The following is a 19996-nucleotide window of genomic DNA, read 5'->3' as shown; positions in this document are numbered from 1 at the left end:
TACGGCACCCAAGGCTCCCTGCCGCGTGAGCAGACCGCGCCGCGCACCGGGCCGTTCGCGGTAACTTCCTGCCGTACGAAGCGAACTTCCCGCCCCACGAAGCGAAGGAGAAGAGTACGTGGAACCTCGTCCGACACCGTCCCTGCTCACGCCCGTCCTACGGGTGCTCACAGGTCTACTGGGCGCAGGGTCCTTCGGGACGGGGGTGCTCGCGGTATTCGTGACCCAGAACGGGACAGGCACGGGAGTGCTGCTCGCCTTCGGCGGCGTCTTACTCGTTCTCGCTCTCCTCGGTAACCGCATCGAGAGTTTCGAACTCGGGGGAGCCAGCCTGAGGCTCCGCGCGGCCGCAGCGGAGAGATTCGCGGCGGCAGAGGAGTCCGAGCGTCGGGGGGACCCGACCACGGCCGGCCAACTGCGCGCCGAGGCGCAGGCCCTGCTGGACGCCGCGGGGCCCATCGCCGCCAACTACAGGTCTGTTCGCCGCTCGATGCGCCCAGGCCCGGACCGCACCCGCGCCATGGAAGAGATCGTCTCCCGGGCTCGTCGTCTCTCGGAGGAGCAGCCGTTCGAGCCGGCCGAAGTTCTGCGGTGGCTGCGAGAGGGGAGCGACGAGGAACGCGTCACTGCCCTGGCCATGATGCAGGCCAGCCGGGAGCTGCGGAACTTCGACGCCGCACTCGCGGCCATCGAGCACTCGCGCAGCGCGTTCGAGCAGTACCTCGCCATGCTGCTCACCAGGCTCATGATCGACGATCTTGACGCGGCGCAGCTGAGGCGGCTCGCCGACATCATCAAGTCTCAGCGAGGACTTCGATTCCGCCATGACACCGACCGGTGGCGGCTCAGCGAGGAGATCCTCCAGCGGGTGGAAGGACGCTCAGACACCCGCTGACCGCCGGACTCGTCCCTGATGAGGCCGGACGACGACACGCCGGCCTCCACCGACACCCTGGCCCGCCTCTCCCTGCCCACCTGCCTCATTTCCCTGGCCCGCCGCGCCCTCGTACTCATCCCGGTCCTGCGGCTGGGCCGCCGCCTGGCCCACCCCTCCAAGCTGGGACCGGGTGGGTCAGGGGCGCGCCGGCGGGTACCCGCAGGACATGATCAGGCGTGCACTGTGGCAGGGGTTGGTCGCCGGTACTGCCGGGGGAGTCGTGATGACCCTCGGCGAGAAACTCGAGCAAGCGGTCACCGGCCGGCCCGATTCCCACGTACCGGCCCGCGTTCTTCAGCGTCTGACCGGCCTGCCGGAACACGACGGGGCACAGCCACTGCCGGTCAACTGGGCCATGCACTTCGGCCAGGCCGCACTGCTCGGCGTCCTGCGCTCGATCATGGCTCAGGCGGGACTGCGGGGGCCACTCGCATCCGCCAAGTTCACTGTCGTCCGTCTCACCAACGACCAGATCCTCGAGAACGCCACCGGCGTGGGCGCTCCGCCCTCCACCTGGCCGAGAAAAGAGCTCGTACTGGACGTCCTGCACAAGGCCGTCTACGCCTTCGCCACGGGCGCTGTCGCCGACAGGCTCGCAGCCCGCAGCGGCCTTGGTCCCGGGCAACGTCACGCCGCACTCCGCCCAGGTCGCCACTCCGGCATCGGCCCCCTTCCCCGGTGAGCCGACGGTAGTGCCCGGCCTGGCATGCTGATCACGGCCAAGCCGTGCCCCTCCGCCTGACCTGCCGGAAGAGGCACGCCGAACCGTCGCCACCCCCTCCGCCCCGGCCGAGCAGTGAACCGGGCCGGACGAACCGGCGGCGTTCGGGCATCGGCCCTACCGTGGTGGCATGGCAGTGATCACCGGTTGGCGAAGGGGAGCGGGAACCCCGGTCGGCACGCTGGACGTACTGGGGCCGGCCGTGCTGTTCGTGCTGTCGGTCGTGGCCGCGTCCGTCATCCCGCACGAGCACCGGGTTGCGTTCCGGTGGCCTGCCGTCGCGCTGGCGGCGGTCGGCTGCTTCGCGTTGCTGTGGCGGCGCCACCACCCGTTCGGCGTACTGGTCACCGCCCTCGCCTGCGGAATGGTCTTCCAGGTGTTCGGGGTCCGGGAGAGTCCGCTGGTGACGAGCCCGGTCATCGTGTCCGTCTACACCGTGGCCGCCCGGACGGACCGGCGGACCACCTGGGTCGTGGCGTCCGCCTCGGCTCTCCTGCTGGTCGGGGCGGCCATGGCGTTCGGGCCGGGGTCGTGGCTGGCTCCGGACAACGCGGCGATGCTGGCCTGGACGGCTCTGCCCGCCGCCGTGGGGGACGGGGTGCGTTCACGCCGTGCTTACGTGGCGGCCGTGGAGGAACGGGCGGCGCACGCGGAGCGGACCCGTGAGCAGGAGGCCCGGCAGCGGGTGGCGGCCGAGCGGGTGCGGATCGCGCGCGAGCTGCATGACGTCGTCGCGCATCACATCGCTTTGATCAACGCGCAGGCCGGTGTCGCCGTTCATCTGGGGGAGCGGCGGCCGGAGCAGCTGGTCACCGCTTTGGAGGGCATCCGGGACACCAGCCGGTCCGCGCTGGAGGAGCTCCGGGTCACCGTGGGCCTCTTGCGGCAGTCCGACGATCCGAAAGCACCGCGGGATCCGATGCCGGGGCTGGCGCAGGTACCGGCGCTTCTGGCGTCCTTCGAGCGGGTCGGCCTGTCCGTCAGGCACACGCGGAACGGCCTGGCCGAGCCACTGGCACCGGCGGTGGACCTGGCCGCGTACCGCATCGTGCAGGAGGCCCTGACGAATGTGCGCAAGCACGCCGGGGCCGATCACGCCCGTCTCTACCTGCACTACCGTCCTCAATGGCTGACGATCACCGTGGAGGACGACGGGCAGGCCGGATCGCACGAGCCTCACCCCGGGACCGGTCATGGGCTGATCGGGATGCGCGAGCGTGCGGCCAGCGTCGGGGGAAAACTGGAGGCGGCCGGGCGCCCCGACGGGGGTTTCACCGTGACCGCCGAACTGCCGCTGCGGCCGACCGCGGCAACGGCGGCACCGATCGGGCAGGCTGCCGAGGAGAGATGGGCATGACGATCCGCGTACTGCTCGCCGACGACCAGGCGCTGTTGCGGGGCACCTTCAGGATGCTGTTCGACTCCGCCGACGACATGGAGATCGTGGGCGAGGCGTCCAACGGCCGCGAGGCGGTGGAGCTGGCGCGGACGCACCAACCGGACGTGATCCTGATGGACATCCGCATGCCCGAGATGGACGGCCTCGTCGCCACACGGCTGATCGGCGAGGCGGAGGACCTCGCATCGGTGAAGGTCCTCATCCTGACCACCTTCGAGGACGACGAGTACGTGGCGGAGGCACTGCGGGCGGGCGCGAGCGGCTTCCTCGGCAAGGGTGCCCGCCCCGAAGAGCTGCTCGACGCCGTCCGCATGGTCGCCGCCGGGGACGCCCTGCTGTCGCCCTCGGCGACCCGCGGCCTGATCAGGCGGTTCCTGGCGCAGCCGGCACCGTGCGGCACAGCCGTGCACGAGCGGCTGGCATGCCTGACGCGACGGGAACGCGACGTCGTGGGGCTTGTCGCACTGGGACTGTCGAACGACGAGATCGCCGGGCGCCTGTTCGTGAGTCCGCTGACGGCCAAGACCCACATCAACCGGGCCATGACCAAACTGGCCGCCCGCGACCGTGCCCAGCTGGTGGTCATCGCCTACCAGTGCGGTCTGGTCAGCGCGGCGACGACGGCGGCCCGTCCCTCAGTGCCTGGTTGAGCGCCCGGTACGGCTGCGGAACGCCCTGTCCGGGCGGTAGGACGACCCGCCGCGTACCGCAGCCGCAGTACCCGGGAATCGCCGCACAGGGACGACGCGCGAGGGCCCCTTCCTGGGCGATGGTGAAGTCATGAACGCAACTCTCATTGCCGTCGGACCCGGCCCCGCGTCGGAAGAGCCCACCGTGGTCACCGCCCTCCAGGGCTGCCGCACGATCAGCAACCTGCTGGCCGGACACGCGCTCGACATTCTGGAGTCGCACGAGGCGACCGCGGTCCGTGCCCACCTGGCGACCTGCTCCGACTGCCGGGACGAGCATCACTGCCTTGCGGCCGTGGCCGCCCACCTGTCCTCGCTCCGCAAGGCCCTGGCGTACGGCGCCGGCCGGCAGCAGTTCTCGTACCTGCCCGGCCCCGCCGGACCCCACCAAGCACGGCACCCACGCCGTCGGGGCAGTGCCGCCCGAGGACCTCTGACCACCTCCCTCACACTCTCCCAGTGGGTGAGCAGGCTTGCCTGCGTCAGGTGAGCGGCTGGTCAGCGCACTGATGCGCCCCGGTGGGCACAACGGATCGAACCGCAGCCGGCGGGTGTCCTGGAGTCAGCACGGCACGGGCGGGGACACCCGTGGGCCGAGCGGGTCGTACAGCCGTCCGGTGGCCGGTGGCCGGTGGCCGGTGCAGCTACGGCGGCCACCGGCCATCGGCGCCGCGTCCAGCACCCGGTCGTAGCAGCCGCGTGAACGCGGCACAGGTCGAGAACCGCCTCGGCAGAGCCGCCCCTCACACGCCTCGCTTGCCGCGGGCCGGCCGACCAGGGCACCGGATCCGGTCCACCGCCTGGTGCATGACGCGCAGCCCCGGGGGAGGAGAACAGCGTGCGGCGTCGCCCCTGGCCCCCTGAAACCGGCACCTGGCAACCGCGGGCGGACCGCCGTCTGCGACGATCGTTTCCGTGGACTACCCGAACGACCAGGATCCCGGCGCCCCCGTCCGCTTCGGTATCCCGGAGCACGGCCGCATCCCGAAGTACTACGCGGTGAAGGCGCACATCGGACGGCTCGTCGAGGAACTGGGTGAAGGCGGCCTCCTGCCGACCGAGCGGGATCTCTCGGAGACCTACGGGGTCGCCCGGGAGACCGTGCGCCAGGCACTTCGCGAGCTGCTGCTCGAAGGGAAGCTGCGCCGGCAGGGACGCGGCACGGTGGTCGCCGGTCCGAAGCTGGAGCAGCCGCTCTCCTTGGCGAGCTACACGGAGGGCGTGAGGCGGCAGGGCCGCACCCCCGGCCGTTCACTCATCTCCCTCGACCGGTTCCCGTGTCCGGAAGCGCTCGCCGCCGAGGTGGGGCTCCAGCGCGGTGAACCGGTCTGGCACATGGAGCGGGTGCTCCTCGCGGACGATGAGCGGGTCGGCCTGGAGAGTACCTATGTGGCGGTGGGCCGGGTCCCGGATCTCGACCGTGACTTCGACCCCGACTCCTCGTTCTACGCGTACCTCCGCGACCGGCTCGGCATCGCGTTCGGCGATGCGGACGAGCGGATCGAGACGGTGTTGGCCACGCCGCGCGAAGCGCTGCTGATCGGCACGCCGCCCGCCCTGCCGATGCTGCTGATCCACCGGGTCTCACGGGACACCGGGTCGAGACCGCTGGAGCGGGTGCGGACCTTGTACCGGGGGGACCGGTTCTCGTTCACCACGCACATCGGTGATTGATTCAAGCCAGCCAGCCAGCCAGCCAGGCAAAGGCGAGCCCCGGCTCGCCTTCTTGCATCACGATTGGATAACGTGTCTAGCCCAAACGTGATGGGCAGTTCATCATCTGGTTGATGTCCGAACCCTGCCGATTCCCGCGTCCCAAGGAGTGTGGCCGTCGTGAGAGTGATAGTCGTCGGAGCCGGCGTGGTGGGCACCCTGCACGCCTGGCATGCGGTGGAGCGCGGCCACGAGGTCGTACAGATCGAACGTGAAGCGGAGGCGCGCGGGGCCTCGCTGCGCAACTTCGGGCAGATCTGGGTCAGTGGCCGCGCCGGGGGAGAGGAACTCGACACCGCCCTGCGCGCCAGGGATCTGTGGGAGGAGATCGGCTCCCGCGTTCCGCGTCTGGGCTTCCGGGCCTGCGGCTCGCTGACCCTGATGCGCGACGCCCGGGAGACAGCCGTCGCCGAGGCCGCCCTGGCCCGCGACGACGCGGCGGCCCGCGGCTACAAGCTGCTCGCCGCCGGTGAGGCGCGCGCCCTGAACCCCGCCCTGCGCGGGACCTTCGAGGCAGCCCTGTACTGCGAGCGCGACGCGGCCGTCGAGCCGCGTACGGCACAGGTGGCCCTGCGCGCCGAGCTGCTGAAGTCCGCGCACTACACGTTCCTGCCGGGCCGCGAGGTCCGCGAGGTGATCGGCGAGAACGCCGTCCGCGACGACCACGGCGACCTCCACACCGGTGACCACGTGGTGCTGTGCACGGGTGCCTGGCTCGGCGGTCTCGTCCGTGAGCTGGCCGGACCGGAACTGCCTGTGCGGCGCGTACGGTTGCAGATGATGCAGACCGGCCCGCTGGGCGAGCCGCTCACCACCTCCGTCGCCGACGCGGACAGCTTCCGCTACTACCCGGCCTACCGGAGCGAGGCGCTCGACGCCCTCAACACCGCTCAGCCGCAGGCGCCGACCGCGGCCGAGCACCGGATGCAGCTGCTCATGGTGCAGCGCGCGGACGGCGGGCTGACCATCGGCGACACCCACGAGTACGAGCACCCCTTCGCCTTCGACACCCTCGAAGATCCCTACGACCACCTCACCGAGGTCGTCGAATCCTTCCTCGGTCGCCCGCTGCCGAAGATCCGGCGCCGCTGGGCCGGGGTGTACGCGCAGTGCACCGATCCGAGCCGGGTCGTGCACCGCCAGCGCGTACGGGACGGGGTGTGGCTGGTCACCGGACCCGGCGGGCGCGGCATGACCTGTTCACCCGCGATCGCGGAGACGACCGCCGACGAGCTGGGATGGTGACCGAGTTGAACGACATCCGACTTGTGGTGCTCGACATGGCCGGCACCACCGTCGCCGACGGCGGCCTCGTGGAGCAGGCCTTCGGCGTGGCCGCCGGTGAGCTGGGCGTGGAGCCCGGTTCCGCGGACCACGCGGAGAAACTCGACTACGTCCGCGCCACGATGGGCGAGTCCAAGATCTCCGTCTTCCGGCACCTGTTCGGCGAGGAGTCCCTCGCGCAGCGGGCCAACGCCGCTTTCGAGAACGCCTACGGGGAACTCGTCGACGGCGGCCGTATCGCGCCGATCGCCGGGGCCCGCGAGACGATCGAGGAACTCCGGTCGGGCGGCCGGACCGTCGTCCTGACCACCGGGTTCGCCCGCGTCACCCAGGACGCCATCCTCGCCGCCCTCGGCTGGCAGGACCTGGTGCCGCTCACACTGTGCCCGGCGGACGCCGGTGGCCGTGGCCGCCCCTACCCCGACATGGTGCTCGAGGCATTCCTGCGGACCAGGGCCGCCGACGCCGTCCAGCAGATCGCCGTCCTCGGCGACACTTCGTACGACATGCTCAGCGGGGTGCGAGCCGGAGCCGGTGTCGTCGCCGGGGTGCTCACCGGGGCGCACGAGGAGGAGGCGCTGCGCGCCGCCGGGGCCGGGCACGTGCTCGGATCGGTGGCCGAGCTGCCGGCGCTGCTGGGCACGTCGGCGGACCCCCGCGGAGCCGGACGATGAGCAGCGGGATCCGCTTCGACCGGGTGTCCGTCGCCTACGGCGGCACCACGGTCCTCGACTCCCTCGACCAGAGCGCCGGGCCCGGCGAGGCGATGGCTCTGCTCCGGCCGTCCGGATCGGGCAGGACCACCGCACCGCGGGCCGTCGCGGGATTTGTACGGCCCGCCGCCGGGCGGGTGTTCATCACGACCGCGACGTGACCGGCCTGCCGCCGGAGCAGTCTCCTCCGGCCTCGTCGCTGGGGCCTGCATCGCTGCGTACGGAGCGGCGGCCCTGGCATGGAGCGTGACAGCGGTGTCCCTGCGTCAAGCTCTTGTCCCCGCTCACTTACTGGGGCGCGTCGGCATGGCCTACCAGATGGTCGTCGGCGCCGGAACTACGCTCGGCGCCGCCCTCGCGGGTGTCGAGGCCGGCTCCTTCGGGCTTCGCGCTCCCTTCTGCACCGGGGGCGTTCTGCTACTCGCGGCAAGCCTGGTCACCATGCGCTCCGCCGGTGATGACACCCCAGAACCCCATGGCGCGACCGCACCGAGCGTTCAGGCGGTCCGACGGTACATCGGTGGTACGCAGGCCACTGAGCCGGAGCGCGACCGATGAGCCGCACGATGAGAGGTGTGGCCGCTGGTCGGCCGGCAGAGGGCGACGGACCCTCCGCGCGGATACCGGTGGGGTCTCACGGAGGCGTCGGCCCGCTGTCGGATATCTTCCGTGCGGCTCTGTAAGCCGTCGGCGGTCATTCTCCGTGGGGGACCGGGGTCAGGGTTCTGATGGCGAAGTGCCGCAGCTGGGCGCGCATGGCGTCCCGTGGCACGTTCTCCTGCCCGGCCAGATGCTCGACGAGATCGGCTCGGGTGGCGGCGAGCAGGGCGTGGGCGGTGAAGTCGCTGTCGGCCACGCCGGGAATCTGCTCGAGAACCGCTCGGAGCAGGCCGTGCCACCGCTTGTAATGCTCTGCCTGGTACGGGCTGTTGCTGCCGCTCTCCTCCAGGGCCAGCGCGAGGCGGCGGTTGTCGAGTTTGAAGCACAGGACCGCGTCGAGCAGCGCGAGCACACGCCGCTCCGGCGGGGTCGTGGGCCCCAGAGGTGGCGGGCCGGTCTCGACGGCCTCTCTCACCGGTTCGAGGCGCGCCTCGTACAGGGCGCGGAGCAGCCCGGTGCGATCGCCGAAGGCGCGGAAGAGCGTTCCCTTGCCCACGCCGGCCGCCGCCGCGATGTCGGCCATGGTGACGTCCTCGGGACTGTCGCAGCGGGCGAAGAGGGCGTCGGCGGCCGCGAGCACGGCTTCCCGGTTGCGGACGGCGTCCTTGCGGGACTTGCGCTCGGGCATGCGGTTCCTCCTGGTTGCAAAGCGGACCCCCGGTCCGTATTGTGAAAGCGGACCCAGGGTCCGTATTCTACGAGATGGAGGATACCCATGTCCGTACCGACTTCCCCGTCGGATCTCTACCGCCACAGCCTGCGACTGCTGCTGGACAAGAACATCGCCGGCTGGATCGACCTGTGGGCCGAGGACGGCGTCATGGAGTTCCCCTTCGCTCCCGAGGGCCGGCCCGGGCGGCTGGAGGGCAGGGAGGCCATCGCCGCCTACATGCGCCCCTATCCCGACCACATCGACCTGCACGACTTCCCCGACCTGCGGATCCACCAGACCACCGATCCGGAGACCATCGTGGTCGAGATGCGCGGCGTCGGCCGTCTGGTGGAGACCGACAAGCCCTACGAGATGACCTACATCGCCGTCGTCGCCGTGCGGGACGGGCGCATCACCTCCTACCGCGATTACTGGAACCCCCTCGCCGTCCTGGAGCCCGGCACCGACTTCACCGGGAGCAGCCGATGACCGCCACCACCGGCACCACTCTGGTCATCGGCGCGACCGGCACCACCGGCAGTCGTGGCACCGCGCTGCTGACGGCTGCCGGTCACCACGTCAAGGCCGCCAGCCGGCACGCCAGCCCGGTACCCGGCGCGGAACCGGTACCCGGCGCCCAACCGGTCTCCTTCGACTGGCGCGCCCCCGACACCCACGCCGCCGCGCTCGACGGCGTCGACCGCGTTTACCTCGTACCGCCCCCGGGAGACCCCGATCCCGCGGCGATCATGCTGCCGTTCCTCCGGCAGGCTCGGACCGCCGGGGTGAGGCGCGCGGTGCTCCTCAGCTCCTCGGCCGTCCCCGAGGGCGGTCCGGCGGTAGGAGCGGTGCACCGGGCGCTGCCCACGTTGTTCGACGAATGGGCGGTGCTGCGCCCCTCGTGGTTCATGCAGAACTTCACCGGCACCCACCCGCACGCCGTGAGCATGCGTGAAGAGGGCGTCATCCGTACCGCGGCCGGGAGCGGCCGGGTCGGGTTCATCGACGCCGGGGACATCGCGGCCGTCGCCGTCCACGCCCTGACGGACGCCCAGGCCCCCGACGCCGGCCTCCTGCTGACCGGTCCGGAGGCGCTCGGCTACGACAGCGTCGCCGCGATCATCACCGAGGCCACCGGCCGCCCCGTGGTCCACCGCCGGCTGTCGTACGACGAGATGCGTGATCGTCTCACGGCACTGATGCCGCCGGAGTTCGCCACCATGCTGGCCGGTATGGACCGCGCCATCGCCGAGGGGGCGGAGGACCGCGTCACCGACACCGTCCAGCGCGTCACCGGGCGTCTCCCGCGGACCTTCCGCGCCTTCCTGGAGGAGGAGATGAGACGCAACGGCTGATGCCAGGGACTCCCCGACGGGGCGCGCTGTCCGGAGTGACCAGCGAGTCCGCATGACTGAGTGATCGAGGACGAGGCGGTGGAGCTGATCACCTGGGTCTCCCGAGCCGGTTCATTCGGCCCCGCTGACCAGCCAGGTCCGCGCAACTCCCGGCGTCGGCTCCGGCGGTGGAGCGCGGGGGACCGGCACCGGCGCCGATACCGGCACCGCCCATCGGGGTCGTAGCCCGGCATCAGCGAACCCGCGGCGGCGGGTTCGGCCTGACCGGTATGCGGGCCCGCGCCGAACACATCGCGGGCTCGCTCACGGTGGAGTCCGAGCCGGGACACGGTACGGCCGTGTCGGCCCGCGTACCGTGGGTGGGCGATGACCGCTGACCCCACCATCTCCCTGCTGATCGTCGACGACCATCCGGTCGTCCGCGACGGCCTGCGCGGCATGTTCGACTCCGCGCCCGGCTTCGCCGTGCTCGGTGAGGCCGCGAACGGCGTGGAGGCGGTCGTCCGGGCCGCCGCCCTCGACCCGGACGTGATCCTGATGGATCTGCGGATGCCCGGTGGGTCGGGTGTGGACGCCATCCGCGAGCTGGCTCGGCGCGGCTCCCGGGCCCGGATCCTGGTGCTCACGACCTACGACACCGACTCAGACACACTGCCCGCGATCGAGGCGGGAGCGACCGGCTACCTCCTCAAGGACGCTCCGCGCGAGGAGTTGTTCACCGCCGTCCGGGCCGCCGCCGAGGGCCGTACGGTCCTCTCCCCGGCGGTCGCCTCCCGCCTGGTCCACGCGGTGCGCAGCCAGCGGCGGCCCGGCGCCGAGCCGCTGTCCGCGCGCGAGCGAGAGGTGCTGGCCCTGGTCGCCCGGGGCACCTCGAACCGCGAGATCGCCCGCGAGCTGTTCATCAGCGAGGCGACGGTCAAGACGCATCTCACCCATCTGTACGCCAAGTTGGGTGTCAACGACCGGGCGGCGGCGGTGGCGGTGGGATACGACCGGGGTCTGCTGGGCTGAGCGGAGCCGGCACCGGGGGAGAGGGCCTGCTCGGCACCGGACGACGTGGGCCGACCGCCTCTGCGTGAGGGGAGCGGGTCATCCCCGACTCCGTCGCCCGGTGCCGCCTGCCACGCGGTTGTCCGTCCCGGTCGGCACACCGGCCCCTCCGCCGGGGAGTGCCTGCGGCCGATCAGTCCGCCCGGCGGCCCGGATGCCCCGGGGGGCGACGCACGCGAGTGCCCGCCGTCGGAGCGCGCACGGTGTCTGCCCGTCCGGCACTGCGCGCTGCACCGGACGGTACGGCGCCCACACACCGGTCGGCGTTCAGCCGTCGGCCTCGCTCCGCCGTGGGCGCAGCGCACGCCGCTGCCTTGCGGTGAGGCCGCCCCAGACGCCGTCGTCCTCCCGGTGCCGTAGTGCCCAGGCGCGGCACTCGCGCACCACGGCACAGCGGAAGCAGATCCGCCTGGCCTTCTCGATCTGGGCGAGTGACGCGCCATCTTCGCTGATCGGGAAGAACAGCTCGGGATCCTCGCCGCGGCAGGCCGCCCATGTTCGCCAGTTCACCGTGCCCTCCACCTGGTCGGACGCACGGTCGTGCGGTCAGGTGCCCGGGGGCAGCCGGAATCGCGCGGCGCGTGCGACACGTCGTAGACCCGGCAGAGTGTTGACCAAAATATCCCAGATGGGTGGGGTTTCTCCAGACCGGGAGACAAGAAAAACGCCCCTTTTCGCGAGGCGAGTGAGTGCTGCCTCGACACAGGTGCCTCGGGGGCTTGGACTCCGGCGATCCGGGCACGCGGGACGGTGAGCGGACCCAGGAGCGAACGCGAGTGAGGACGGTGCCGTGATGACCCCAGTCGAACGCGCATGCGGGACCATGGTGCGGACCGCGCCGGTCAGGCGGCTCCGGGCCGACGCTGACCGGCCGGCCGCCTGACCAGCCGGCCCCCGCACACCATGGCTCGCACGAAGCAGTACGCCGTCGCCGCCTCGGGACAGTGGACCGACGAGGAGGAGGGACGCCGTCGGCTGCCCGCCGGCGAGGTCCACGCCTGGGAACCCGGTCGGAACGAAACGGTCTGCGGTCTGTCCCTCAGCCGCTCCCAGCTGACCCGCTTCCCGCACGTCACCTGGGTCGACACGTTCCCGGAGTCCGGTGGCGCGGCGGACCGGGTGAAGCGCGTCTGCCCGCGGTGCGCCTCCGTCGCCGGACGCCGCGGCAGCGACGCACGCCCACGGTGGCACCGCACCAACCCCCGGCCCTGAGCCCGGCGTCGCCTCCCCGGCCGCGACGCCGTCGCTCGCCACGCTTGCGGTCTCAGCGGCCAGGCCCAGGACTCGAAGATCGCGTCAGGCGTGTCCCACATCATGCGGCAGACCGGCGGCACCTTCGGCCTGACCGTGCTCAGCACGCTTGCCACCTCGCATGCGGATGCCCTGCTGGGCCGGCGAACGCCGCCTCGGCACTCACGGAGGTCACCAGCTCGCCTTCCGTGTCGGCTCGGGCCTCGTCGCCGTCCGCGACACGCTGATCGGCGTAGAGCCGCTGCCGGGCGAGGCGCCGGACGATTCGGCGGCAGGGCCGCTGAGCCGGACCCGCCGCACGAAGGCACTCCCCGGTGCGAAATACTCTCCCGATGAGTTCACGCACCTCCCCGATCAGCCAGCCGATCACGATACGGAGGGCCGTCGCGCGGGATGCCAAGCGGCTCACGCGGCTCGTGCGTGGCTCGAGCGCCTACGAGGGGAAGTACGCAGCCGCGGTCGCGGGCTACAAGGTCGGTCCTGACTACATCGAGGCCCACCGCGCCTTCGTGGCCGTCGGCGCCGACGAGCATGGAGGCCGCGTCCTCGGGTTCTACTCGCTCGTCCTCGCTCCGCCGGAGCTCGACCTGCTGTTCGTCGCCGACGAAGCGCAAGGGCGTGGCATCGGACGGCTGCTCGTCGCGCACATGCAGTCCGAGGCCCGTGCCGCCGGGCTCGACCGTGTCAGGGTCGTGTCACATCTTCCCGCCGCGGACTTCTACCACCATGTCGGTGCAGTACGGACCGGCACCGCGCTCGCGAACCCGCCCGCCGTGGCGTGGGACCGCCCCGAATTCGAGTTCCGCATTCCTCCGGACTGACGCGGCGTGCCGGTTCGCAGGGCGGCGACGTCGGCCGCATGGCGGCCGGCACGCGGGAGCCGCCGGACGCCGCGCATTCCGTGTACGCCGTCGTCCTGCCGCCGGTACCGGCTTCGCGCCGGCGGTTGGCCCGCTGGTCCCAGCGGCCGTGGGGCCCGTGTCCGATATCCAGCACCTCGCTCATCTGCGGGCGTCGCCCCAGTGGTCCGGCGTGACCGGCAAGGCCATGGGGCGCGGGGCAGCCGCCCTGCTCCTCGGGTCCGGGCTACGTACGGCCAATCTCGGCTTTCTTCTGCTTTCCGGTGGGCATCGTGGGTCCGGCCGGCACTTGGAGGGTAAGGGGCTGCTCCCGAGAACCGTCTGGTTCCCACGGACGTGTTCGCGGAGACAACACATCCCGCAGTCTTGGGTGTTGAGGGGGTCCATGCGTGATTGACACAGTGGTTCAGATGCTCGCTCAGGCTGCTGGGGGAACCGTGACCGCAGTGGGCTCCGGGGCGGGGCAGATGGTGACGGACCTGGTGCGTGAGCGGCTTGCCCGGAGTGACACGGGCCGCTCGGCGATACGGTCTGTCGAAGCCCAGCCCGCAGATCCGCAGGCCGCGGCCGGACTCCGGGCTGTGCTTCAGGCGGAGGTGGACGCCGATCCGGACTTCGCCCGGCAGATAGCCGCGGCGCTGGCCGCCGTGCCCCCGCAGCCGGTGTACGGCAGCATCACCATCGACGGCTCCGCGGTCAGAGGGCGCAACACCATCTCGCTGGGGCCGGTGACCATCAACAACACACGCAACGCCCGCTACTCCCTGCTCACCGCAGCGATAGTGTTCGTCGCCCTGGTGGCGCTGGGCGTGTACGGCGGAGCCCGGCTCATCGCCGGTGACGACCCGGGACAGGGAAAGTCCGTGACCCCGCTGACCGATGCCGCCGCCTATCAGGTGCTCCCCGACATCGCCAGCCTGCCGCCGGGCTGGACACAGCCCAAAGCGCCCGACATCGGGGGAGCGCAGGTGCCCGAGAGCGCAGGGCTTACCTACATGGCGTCCGTCGACTTCCTCATGGGCGCCCCCGACGCCGACCTTCACATACGCGTCGCCGCGTTCACCAGCGCGGAGAAGGCCCACAACCTCTACCTGCGGGGCGAGGAGAGCGACCGCGACATCAAGAAAACCGGTAGATCCTCCGTGTCAAGGCCCCGTTTCGGGGACGAGAGTCATGTCATCTCGTACCCTGCCGCGAACGGAGAGGAATCCGGCTCCGCCCTGTCATGGCGTGTGGGTACAGTTTGGATGCTCGTCGGTGGTGAGGACCTCGAGGGGCGGCCGTTCGACGGCACCTGGCTCAAAGCCCTGGGGAAGATGATGTCGGAGCGGGCGCAGCAGGCTCAGAACGGCCAGGAGCCCACAGCCACCGTGCGCAACGGCTGAAAGGCACAGTCGAACGGGAGACCCCGGGATCCCGGGGTCCCGCGCGGTCCGGCTCAACGGCCGGCGGCTGCCGAAGCCGGCGAGCGCGTGCCGCTGGTTTTCGGTCAGCCCTCGGCCCTGCCCACCGGCCGGTACAGCCGCCGCCGCCGCTCCGCCACCGCGCCGGCCTCCAGCACCTCCCGCGCCGGCACTGAGACACCCGGCAACGTCGCGCGGTACCGGCGAAGCCAGGTCACGGTCTGGTCGAAGACCCGCCACCCGCCCCTCCGCGTGCGTCGACGCCCGTCCGTCCGTACGGGAACGTCCGGAACTGCCGCATCCACCTCCGGTCGTCATGGCCCCGGTGAGCCGCGCCGCTTCGGAGTCTCCGCCCGCGTACGCATCACGCACGAAGAGCGCTCGGCCGTCCCCTGGTGGATGTGACCGCACATTCGATGCACGTCCTAGTTGCGGGGTGACTCGTCGGCGAGCTGGTTGTTGCGGTCGATCTCCGGGATGTGTGTCTCGGCCCAGACCCGCAGGGCGGAGAGTGGTCTTTCGAGGGACAGGCCGAGTTCGGTGAGCCGGTAGTGGACGGCGGGCGGAACGGTGGGTTCCACGCGGCGCGCGACCAGGCCGTCGCGGACCAGGCTCTGAAGGGTGGCGGACAGCATCTTCTGTGAGATCCCCGGGATACGTCGCCGCAGTTCCGCGAATCGGAGCTCGTCCGGAGCCTCCTGGGCCAGCACCTTGACCACCATGGACATCCACTTGGTGCCGATGCGGTCGAGTAACTGGCGGGTAGGGCAGCGCGGATCCAGCAGGTCACCGCGCTCACCGGGCAACTGGTCAGGTCCGTCGGGCCTCGACGTGGTCACCTGGGGCTCACCACCTGAAGGGAAAGTGCCGTCTTGGGCGGACAAGGCTAGCTCCCTAGCGTGACCCTGCCACCATCCCTCACCATCCACCTGGAGTCCCTCCATGCCCGAGCTGCGACGCGTCCCCGTCAACGGTGTCGAACTGAACGTCGCCCTCGCCGGGTCCGGCCCAGCCGTCCTGCTGCTGCATGGCTTCCCGCACACCTGGGAGTTGTGGACGGACGTCATGGCCGATCTGTCCGGCCGCTACCGCGTCATCGCGCCAGACCTGCGCGGGTTCGGCGCGAGCAGCCGGGCGCCCTCCGGGTACGACGCGGGCACCCTGGCCGAGGACGCCGCGGCCCTTCTCACCACCCTCGGAGTGTCGTCGGCCGCGGTGGTGGGCATCGACGCGGGCACCCCGCCGGCCTTCCTTCTCGCCCTGCGCCACCCCTCTCTCGTCCGGCGCCTGGTGGTCATGGAGTCCCTGCTGGGCACACTGCCCGGCGCCGAGGACTTCCTCGCCGACGGGCCACCGTGGTGGTTCGGCTTTCATTCCGCCGCGCCCGGCCTCGCCGAGGTCGTGCTGGAGGGCCACGAGGCCACTTACGTCGACTGGTTCCTGCGCGCCGGCACGCTCGGCGACGGGGTGCGCCCCGCCGTTCGCGACGCCTTCGTCCGCGCATACACCGGCCGCCAGGCGTTGAGCTGCGCGTTCTCGTACTACCGGGCTCTGCCCGAGAGCGCGCTACAGATCGAGCAGGCGGTCACCACTGCCCGCCTGACGGTGCCGACGATGGCGCTCGGCGCCCGGCCTGTCGGTGCGGCGCTGGAACACCAGCTCCGCCCGGTCACCGACGATCTCACCGGACACGTCATCGAGAACTGCGGCCACATCATCCCGCTGCACCGGCCGCGCGCCCTGCTCACGCTGCTGCGTCCGTTCCTGGCCGGTCGGGGCACGAGAGCGGCGTGACCGGGGCCAGGGTCACTCCGGTCCGGGGACCGGGCCGTGCTGCGTCCGACGACCCGCGCCCCGCACCGAGGCCTCGTACGAGCGGGGCCGCCTCGCCGCCGGCGCGCTGACCGCCGCGGGTCCGCGCGGTGCGCCGATGCGACCGTCTCGGCTCGCGCGCCCTGCCGCACCCTCGCTGTGCCCGCTTCTCTGCCACCGTGTCCACGGCCGGGCCGCACGGACCGGTTTCCAAGGCGTCAGAGCATCAGCAGCAGCCGCGTGTCCGCCACGAGTTTGCGGTTCACGCTGGTGCTCTGCACGAAGATCGTGTAGTCGTCGTTGTGGTCCGGCTTGACGCGGACTTCCGCGTCCGGCAGGCCGAGCAGGGTTCGGGCCTCGGGCCCCGTATACACGCGGTCCGTTTTCTTCTCCAGAACGGCGATCTGCTTCCTCGGCTGTATCTTCTCGGACTTGCTCAGCTGGTAGAACGCGCCACCGGTACGGTAGGCGTGCCCGTTCTCGGTGACCCATTCCCGGATCGCCGTGTCACGGGTCACCGGGATCAGCTGGTATTGCGAGGGCTGCACCGGGATGAGACCGGCCGCCTTGATGGTGTCCCTGTTGACTGTTTCCGCACCCATGGAGAACACCGCCCGCGATCCCCGGATGCCCTTGGTGCGGCCCACCATGAACTTTTCGGTGGCCTGCTGGATGACCTGCCCGGCTTCCTCAAGACCTTGTGTGCTGGTGGCGTCCCAGATGGCGACGTTGTCCTTCGGGAAACCGCACTTCATGGCCTCACGCTTGCCCATCTGGTCCGGCACCAGGACGGCCAGTGTCCAGTTGTCCGCCTGCTTCTCGATCATCTCGGCCACGGCCTGCGTCAGTTCACGCGGGTCCTGGGTGAGCGTATCGGGGCAGCGATGGCTCGCGTTCTCCTGGCCATCGGTGAGTATGAACGTCAGGAAGCTGTGGTCGCCGTACAGTTGAGCGGTCCGGGCGAGTTCCCGCTGTGACTTCAGCGCGGCCGCCAGCAGGGCCGTCATTCCCCCGGCCCGGTACAACTGCTTCAGCGACGGCATCCGCAGTACGTCTTTGTCATAGACGACGCATTCCACCTTGTCGGCGAAGACGTACACCGTGACGCGGGTTTCCTGGTCCAGCTCCCTCGAACGCCGGGCGAGGTATGCGATCTGCTGGTCGGCGACTTCTACGACCTTGCGGCTCAGGTGCGTCATGGACGAACTGGCATCCAGCACAAGGGCAACGTGATTGATGTAATTCTGGGTTCCGGACACGAAAGCTCCCCCTCATTCCGACTCGATGCTCCTACCGTCTCACGCACCACTGACAATCGGTCCCGGCTCCCGCTCACGGCGGCTCCGGACGCTGCCGGGGCACACGCACGAGCGCCCTCGCGTGCGTCACCGGCCGGTGGCGAGCGGCAGGGGGCGAGCGGTCACCGGCAGCGGTGAGTGGACGCCACCGCGTCGCGAGGCGCCGGTGCACGGACCCGGGCCAGCGTGGTGGCCAGGGTCTGCCAGACATGGGCGGCCAGGTCCATGTTCCGCGCGTCCGTCGCCTGATGGGCGAGCCGTTCCAGGGCCGCTATGCCCTCCTCGACGCGGCCGTCCAGGATGGCCAGCCGGCCTTCGAGGACGGCGAGCCGTACCCGGTCCCGGTAGGGCAGCCGCAGTTCGCCGTCGGACAGCAGGGCACAGCACAGCGCGCGGGCCTCGTCCAGCCTTCCCTCGTGGAAGGCCAGGTGGGCGCGCAGCGCGTGCAACTCCTGCCCCTGCAAAGGCGTGCCGGTCAGCTCGACGAGCACTTGGGCCTCGCCCAGCCAGCGCCGGGCCGCCTCCAGCCGGGGAGGGGACATCTCGAGCGCGGCGGCGGTCGCGGCGATGCGCAGCCGTGTCCACAACTCCAGGTCGTCCCGGCCCTGGAGCAGACCGAGGGCGGTTTCCAGCCGGTTCTGGGCGGCGGTGTGGTCCCCTTGACGGTGGCTGACCACGGACGCGGTCCACAAGGCCTCGGCCGCCTGCGGGGCGCTGGCGGCGGGAAGCAGGTCCCGCTCCAGTTCGTGCACGTGCCGGCCGGCCGCGTCGAGGCGGCCCAGTTCGGTCTCGACACCGATCAGCGCCATGAGCGCGGTCATGGTGTCGGCCGCCTGGAGGTCTTCCTCGCGCGCGATGGCCAGCGCGGTCACGGCCGCCGACTCCGCCGTCCCCAGGTCGCCCAGTGCACCGAGGCAGCGCGCGTACTGGACGTTCGCCCTCACCCGCAGCTCCGGTACCGCCAACAGGTCACTCAGTTCGATGAGTTCGCCGAGCCGGCCGCGTTCCTCCTCGTAGTCGCCGTTGCGGCGGTCGACGCGGCTCAGCAGCCACAGCGCCTGCCAGCGGCTGGAGAGGTCGGCGCGTTCGTCGTCCCGCAGCGCGTGAAGCAGAGCGACGGTGCAGTCGGTGCCGGGTGGCGCCGAGGACGCCGCCGCCAGTGCGTGGCTGAGGGACCTGCCGCCCAGCGGCTCGTTCAGCGCTGACACCTCGACCCCGAGCCGCTGGGCCAGATAGGTGACTGCGCGTGGGGTGGGCCGGCGTTCGCCGGACTCCAGCCGTGACAGGTATCCCGTCGACATGCCCTCGCCGACGACCGCCGCCTGGCTCAAACCTCGTTCGAGCCTGAGCATCCTCAGCCGTCGCCCGAAATGCGGCTGCTCGAGCATTCCCACCCTCTGATCCCCCGAGGTCTTCGTGAGTCCGCTTCCTTCCGCGGATTTCGCCGGCAGCGTGCGGAAGCGGTCCAACTTTACGAAGCGTCGACAGCACGGGCAACACAGTGGCATTGGCGTGAGCCACCGGCCAATCCGGTGTGCCCGCTCCATGGCCTGACCCTGTCCCTGGGTTGCCGGTTTCTTTCGGCTGAAAAACGTTCCTGTGAAAGAGAGTTGACAGACTGTCGGTCCCATCGGGCAAACCCTTGCCAAGGGCGTTGCCCGGCCTTAGCCTCCATAGTGCCGGCCTGATGCGATCACGCCCTCGTCTCCGGAGGCTTCCGTGCCCCCTCGCGTCCAGTCGGGCTCGTTGTGGAAGCTGACCGCGGAGAAGACCACGGCAGCCGCTCCCGAGGCGCCCGGCAGGTTCTCCCGCGGTACCGGTGTTCCGGCAGCCCCGGCGGCGGAGCGGTGATCCCCGAGGAACCCGGGCGGGCAGTGTCGGGAAGTGGAGCTCCGACAACGTTGTCCGCAGGTCGTCGCGCATTCCAACCCCCCATGCACAGAAAGACGGTACGTCCGTGGCCACCGTGAGCATCGCCTCCTCCCTCTCCTGCTCTCCCTCCCCCGACGGCGGGAAGACAGCCGCCGTCCTTGCTTCCCGGGTCCTGCCGGGGGACGCCGGGGGCGGCCGTCGGCGTCGTACGTACACGGCCCACGCGTCCGCGAGGGACACGACCGTCACCGCTGCGGAGACGGATTTCGCCGGGGCCTTCGGGCTGAGCCCGGGTGAGATATGCGGGCGTGACCTCTGTGATCTCCT

Annotated in this window: 20 protein-coding genes and 2 pseudogenes; 17 read left to right on the top strand and 5 right to left on the bottom strand. The window is 71.0% G+C overall.

Going from position 1 to position 19996, the window contains the following annotated elements; all coding sequences use genetic code 11:
• Window positions 1–118 precede the first annotated feature (118 nt).
• From ABZ117_RS22820 to ABZ117_RS22780, 9 genes and pseudogenes are all read left to right on the top strand, one after another.
• Complete coding sequence (locus tag ABZ117_RS22820; RefSeq protein ID WP_356823468.1) at window positions 119–895, top strand: hypothetical protein; 777 nt, start codon at window positions 119–121, stop codon at window positions 893–895.
• A 208-nt stretch (window positions 896–1103) separates the two neighbouring features.
• Complete coding sequence (locus ABZ117_RS22815; protein WP_356823466.1) at window positions 1104–1619, top strand: hypothetical protein; 516 nt, start codon at window positions 1104–1106, stop codon at window positions 1617–1619.
• 169 nt (window positions 1620–1788) lie between these two features.
• Window positions 1789–3015, top strand: a complete 1227-nt coding sequence (locus tag ABZ117_RS22810; protein ID WP_356823464.1) for a sensor histidine kinase — start codon at window positions 1789–1791, stop codon at window positions 3013–3015.
• Window positions 3012–3707 carry a response regulator transcription factor gene (locus ABZ117_RS22805; protein WP_356823462.1) on the top strand — a complete coding sequence of 232 codons (696 nt, stop codon included), beginning with the start codon at window positions 3012–3014 and terminating at the stop codon, window positions 3705–3707. Before ABZ117_RS22810 ends, ABZ117_RS22805 begins: the two co-directional genes overlap by 4 nt.
• 130 nt (window positions 3708–3837) lie before the next feature.
• Window positions 3838–4236, top strand: coding sequence for a zf-HC2 domain-containing protein (locus ABZ117_RS22800; protein ID WP_356823460.1), 399 nt, complete (start codon window positions 3838–3840; stop codon window positions 4234–4236).
• Window positions 4237–4661: 425 nt separating this feature from the next.
• Window positions 4662–5420: a GntR family transcriptional regulator gene (locus ABZ117_RS22795; protein WP_356823458.1), complete on the top strand. Its 759-nt coding sequence runs from the start codon at window positions 4662–4664 to the stop codon at window positions 5418–5420.
• Window positions 5421–5579: 159 nt separating this feature from the next.
• Window positions 5580–6704, top strand: coding sequence for a TIGR03364 family FAD-dependent oxidoreductase (locus ABZ117_RS22790; RefSeq protein ID WP_356823456.1), 1125 nt, complete (start codon window positions 5580–5582; stop codon window positions 6702–6704).
• On the top strand, window positions 6698–7417 hold the full coding sequence (locus ABZ117_RS22785; RefSeq protein WP_356823454.1) for a phosphonatase-like hydrolase: 720 nt from the start codon (window positions 6698–6700) through the stop codon (window positions 7415–7417). The genes ABZ117_RS22790 and ABZ117_RS22785 overlap by 7 nt, the downstream gene beginning before the upstream one ends.
• A pseudogene (locus ABZ117_RS22780) lies at window positions 7414–7637 on the top strand (2-aminoethylphosphonate ABC transport system ATP-binding subunit PhnT); the annotation flags it as partial. The gene ABZ117_RS22785 and the pseudogene ABZ117_RS22780, both read left to right, overlap by 4 nt.
• Window positions 7638–8150: 513 nt before the next feature.
• Here ABZ117_RS22780 and ABZ117_RS22775 read toward each other — a convergent pair.
• On the bottom strand, window positions 8151–8744 hold the full coding sequence (locus tag ABZ117_RS22775; RefSeq protein ID WP_356823453.1) for a TetR/AcrR family transcriptional regulator: 594 nt from the start codon (window positions 8742–8744) through the stop codon (window positions 8151–8153).
• An 87-nt stretch (window positions 8745–8831) separates the two neighbouring features.
• Here ABZ117_RS22775 and ABZ117_RS22770 point away from each other — a divergent pair, with 87 nt between their 5' ends.
• The 4 genes and pseudogenes from ABZ117_RS22770 to ABZ117_RS22755 all read left to right on the top strand — a co-directional run bounded on the left by ABZ117_RS22770 (window position 8832) and on the right by ABZ117_RS22755 (window position 11134).
• Window positions 8832–9257 carry a nuclear transport factor 2 family protein gene (locus ABZ117_RS22770; RefSeq protein ID WP_356823451.1) on the top strand — a complete coding sequence of 142 codons (426 nt, stop codon included), beginning with the start codon at window positions 8832–8834 and terminating at the stop codon, window positions 9255–9257.
• A complete protein-coding gene (locus ABZ117_RS22765) occupies window positions 9254–10123 on the top strand; it encodes an NAD(P)H-binding protein (protein ID WP_356823449.1) in 870 nt (289 codons plus the stop codon). Before ABZ117_RS22770 ends, ABZ117_RS22765 begins: the two co-directional genes overlap by 4 nt.
• A gap of 236 nt (window positions 10124–10359) precedes the next feature.
• Window positions 10360–10500, top strand: a pseudogene (locus tag ABZ117_RS22760) (ATP-binding protein); the annotation flags it as partial.
• Window positions 10490–11134, top strand: a complete 645-nt coding sequence (locus tag ABZ117_RS22755) for a response regulator transcription factor (protein WP_356823447.1) — start codon at window positions 10490–10492, stop codon at window positions 11132–11134. The pseudogene ABZ117_RS22760 and the gene ABZ117_RS22755, both read left to right, overlap by 11 nt.
• Before the next feature lie 306 nt (window positions 11135–11440).
• On the opposite strand, the gene ABZ117_RS22750 is transcribed toward ABZ117_RS22755, so the two are convergent.
• On the bottom strand, window positions 11441–11683 hold the full coding sequence (locus ABZ117_RS22750) for a WhiB family transcriptional regulator (protein WP_356823446.1): 243 nt from the start codon (window positions 11681–11683) through the stop codon (window positions 11441–11443).
• A gap of 393 nt (window positions 11684–12076) precedes the next feature.
• Between ABZ117_RS22750 and ABZ117_RS22745 the strand changes: the two genes are divergently transcribed.
• From ABZ117_RS22745 to ABZ117_RS22735, 3 genes are all read left to right on the top strand, one after another.
• Window positions 12077–12385 (top strand): hypothetical protein, encoded by a 309-nt coding sequence (locus ABZ117_RS22745; protein ID WP_356823444.1) that lies wholly within the window; start codon window positions 12077–12079, stop codon window positions 12383–12385.
• A gap of 371 nt (window positions 12386–12756) precedes the next feature.
• Window positions 12757–13245 (top strand): GNAT family N-acetyltransferase, encoded by a 489-nt coding sequence (locus tag ABZ117_RS22740; RefSeq protein ID WP_356823442.1) that lies wholly within the window; start codon window positions 12757–12759, stop codon window positions 13243–13245.
• Window positions 13246–13751: 506 nt separating this feature from the next.
• Window positions 13752–14669: a hypothetical protein gene (locus ABZ117_RS22735; protein ID WP_356823441.1), complete on the top strand. Its 918-nt coding sequence runs from the start codon at window positions 13752–13754 to the stop codon at window positions 14667–14669.
• 443 nt (window positions 14670–15112) lie between these two features.
• Here the strand turns inward: ABZ117_RS22735 and ABZ117_RS22730 are convergent, their stop codons facing one another.
• Window positions 15113–15526: a helix-turn-helix domain-containing protein gene (locus ABZ117_RS22730; RefSeq protein ID WP_356823439.1), complete on the bottom strand. Its 414-nt coding sequence runs from the start codon at window positions 15524–15526 to the stop codon at window positions 15113–15115.
• A gap of 103 nt (window positions 15527–15629) precedes the next feature.
• Here ABZ117_RS22730 and ABZ117_RS22725 point away from each other — a divergent pair, with 103 nt between their 5' ends.
• Window positions 15630–16481, top strand: a complete 852-nt coding sequence (locus ABZ117_RS22725; protein WP_356823437.1) for an alpha/beta hydrolase — start codon at window positions 15630–15632, stop codon at window positions 16479–16481.
• Between the two features lie 236 nt (window positions 16482–16717).
• On the opposite strand, the gene ABZ117_RS22720 is transcribed toward ABZ117_RS22725, so the two are convergent.
• Window positions 16718–17758 (bottom strand): vWA domain-containing protein, encoded by a 1041-nt coding sequence (locus ABZ117_RS22720; protein ID WP_356823435.1) that lies wholly within the window; start codon window positions 17756–17758, stop codon window positions 16718–16720.
• Window positions 17759–17919: 161 nt separating this feature from the next.
• Window positions 17920–19185, bottom strand: a complete 1266-nt coding sequence (locus ABZ117_RS22715) for a helix-turn-helix domain-containing protein (RefSeq protein WP_356823434.1) — start codon at window positions 19183–19185, stop codon at window positions 17920–17922.
• Between the last annotated feature and the right edge of the window lie 811 nt (window positions 19186–19996).

Origin of the sequence: Streptomyces sp. NPDC006309 (assembly GCF_040613095.1) — a bacterium.
Lineage (GTDB): Bacteria > Actinomycetota > Actinomycetes > Streptomycetales > Streptomycetaceae > Streptomyces.
The sequence above is the reverse complement of the archived record's forward strand: the minus strand, read 5'-3'. Positions and strand labels throughout refer to the sequence as shown.